2 protein-coding genes are annotated in these 1,666 nt (G+C 61.2%); one reads left to right on the top strand and one right to left on the bottom strand.

Annotated elements, in window-relative coordinates:
• A partial coding sequence (locus tag HX803_RS31725; RefSeq protein WP_178926016.1) for a substrate binding domain-containing protein occupies nucleotides 1-771 on the top strand: 771 nt, incomplete at its 5' end.
• Here HX803_RS31725 and HX803_RS31730 read toward each other — a convergent pair.
• A partial coding sequence (locus HX803_RS31730) for a LysR substrate-binding domain-containing protein (RefSeq protein WP_178926017.1) occupies nucleotides 768-1,666 on the bottom strand: 899 nt, incomplete at its 5' end. The genes HX803_RS31725 and HX803_RS31730 overlap by 4 nt on opposite strands.

A 1,666-nucleotide genomic window follows, 5' to 3' on the forward strand; every position in this document is an offset into this window, starting at 1 on the left:
TTGTTCGAGCGCACCACGCGTCAACTGCGCCTCACCGATGAGGGCCGGCTTTATCTGGAACACTGCCGCCAAGCCCTGCAAGCGTTGGACGATGCCCGTGCGGCACTGTCGGCAGAAAAAAACGAGATTCGCGGCAAGATCCGTATTTCGGCCACTTCGGACTTTGGCCGTCATGTCCTCAACCCATGGCTGGACGAATTTACGGCCCGATACCCGCAGGTGGTGCCGGCGCTGCAGTTGTCCGATTCACTCTCGCACCTGATCGCCGACGACGTCGACCTGGTGATCCGATTCGGCGTGCCCCCGGACAGCTCGCTGATCGCCCGACCGCTGGCTGACAATCGCCGCGTGCTGTGCGCGGCGCCCGGTTACCTGGCCCGCAAGGGCACGCCGGACCATCCGCGACAATTGGCCGATTTCGATCATATCGTCGCGGGGCAGTCAGGCTGGTCGAATGAATGGCGCTTGCAGCGTGGCGTGGAGGAGGTGCTGTTCAAGGTACCGCTGGAGGCAGCCCGGGAAACCAACGACGGTGCTCTCGCTCGGCAATGGGCGGTGGACGGCCATGGCATTGTGCTGAAGTCAGTCTGGGACGTGGCGGCGGATCTCACTGCCGGGCGCCTGATACGGCTGATGCCCGAGTGGCAAACAGCTGAAGCGCCGGTGCATGCGCTTTACCCGCGCAGCCGGTACCTTGCGCCGCGGGTGCGAGCACTGTTGGATTTTTTGCGTGAACGGTTCGAGCAGGCTTCGGCACAGATGCAGTGCTAAGGCGCCGCGACTGGGCGAATGCCAGGCGTCTGCTGTATTTGCTCAGCCAGCAAATTCCGCCATACGTTGACCGCTGCACTCGGAGAGCGGCCTCGGCGCCATCGCAACGCGGCAGTACGCTTGAGTGCATCGTGCAGGATTGGCCGAATCAGCAAGGAGCCGGGATCGCGTACGCCAAGGCCGCTGGTGATCACTGCCAGGTCGCTGCTCTGCGCTACAGACAGCAACGAATCAACATTGGCTAACTCCAGGCGTACGTCCAACAACAAATGCTCAGCGCGAAACACCGTATCGATCTGCCGTCGCATGGTGAACGTTCGATTGAGCAAGGCCAAGGGCTGGCTTGCCACGTCTTCCAGCCTTACGTTGCCTGACGTCGTGCTGTGCTCTGAGCGACTGATCAGCGACAGTGTTTCCTCGAAGAGTTGGCACTGACTGATATCGGCTCGTGACAAGTCGGAGAATGCCAGGCCAACGTCAATTCGATTGTCCTGTAATGCGCTGTCGATTTGCGCTGCGGTCAGTTCCTCTACCTGTACTCGGAGCTGCGAATGGCTAGCCAGTAAACGCGACACGCTGGGCACTACCAATGCCCGGGCATACGTGCCGATCGCGCCGATTCGTAATGTGCCCCTGATCTCCAAAGAACGCTCACTGATCGCGGAGAGTGCCAACTCCAAATCGCCTAACAAAGGCTCCAGACTCAAAAACAGTTCCTGCCCGGCAGGTGTCAGCTCGACCCCACGGCCTACCCGGTCCAGCAACGGCACCCCCATCAATCCGGCCAACTCGCGCATCTGTTGCGACAGGGCAGGTTGTGTCACATGCACCGCCTGCGCCGCCCGGGTCAAACTGCCAGTGCGCGCGACACTGAGAAAACTACGCAGCAGGCGCA

Source organism: Pseudomonas sp. P7548 (assembly GCF_013386585.1).
GTDB lineage: Bacteria > Pseudomonadota > Gammaproteobacteria > Pseudomonadales > Pseudomonadaceae > Aquipseudomonas.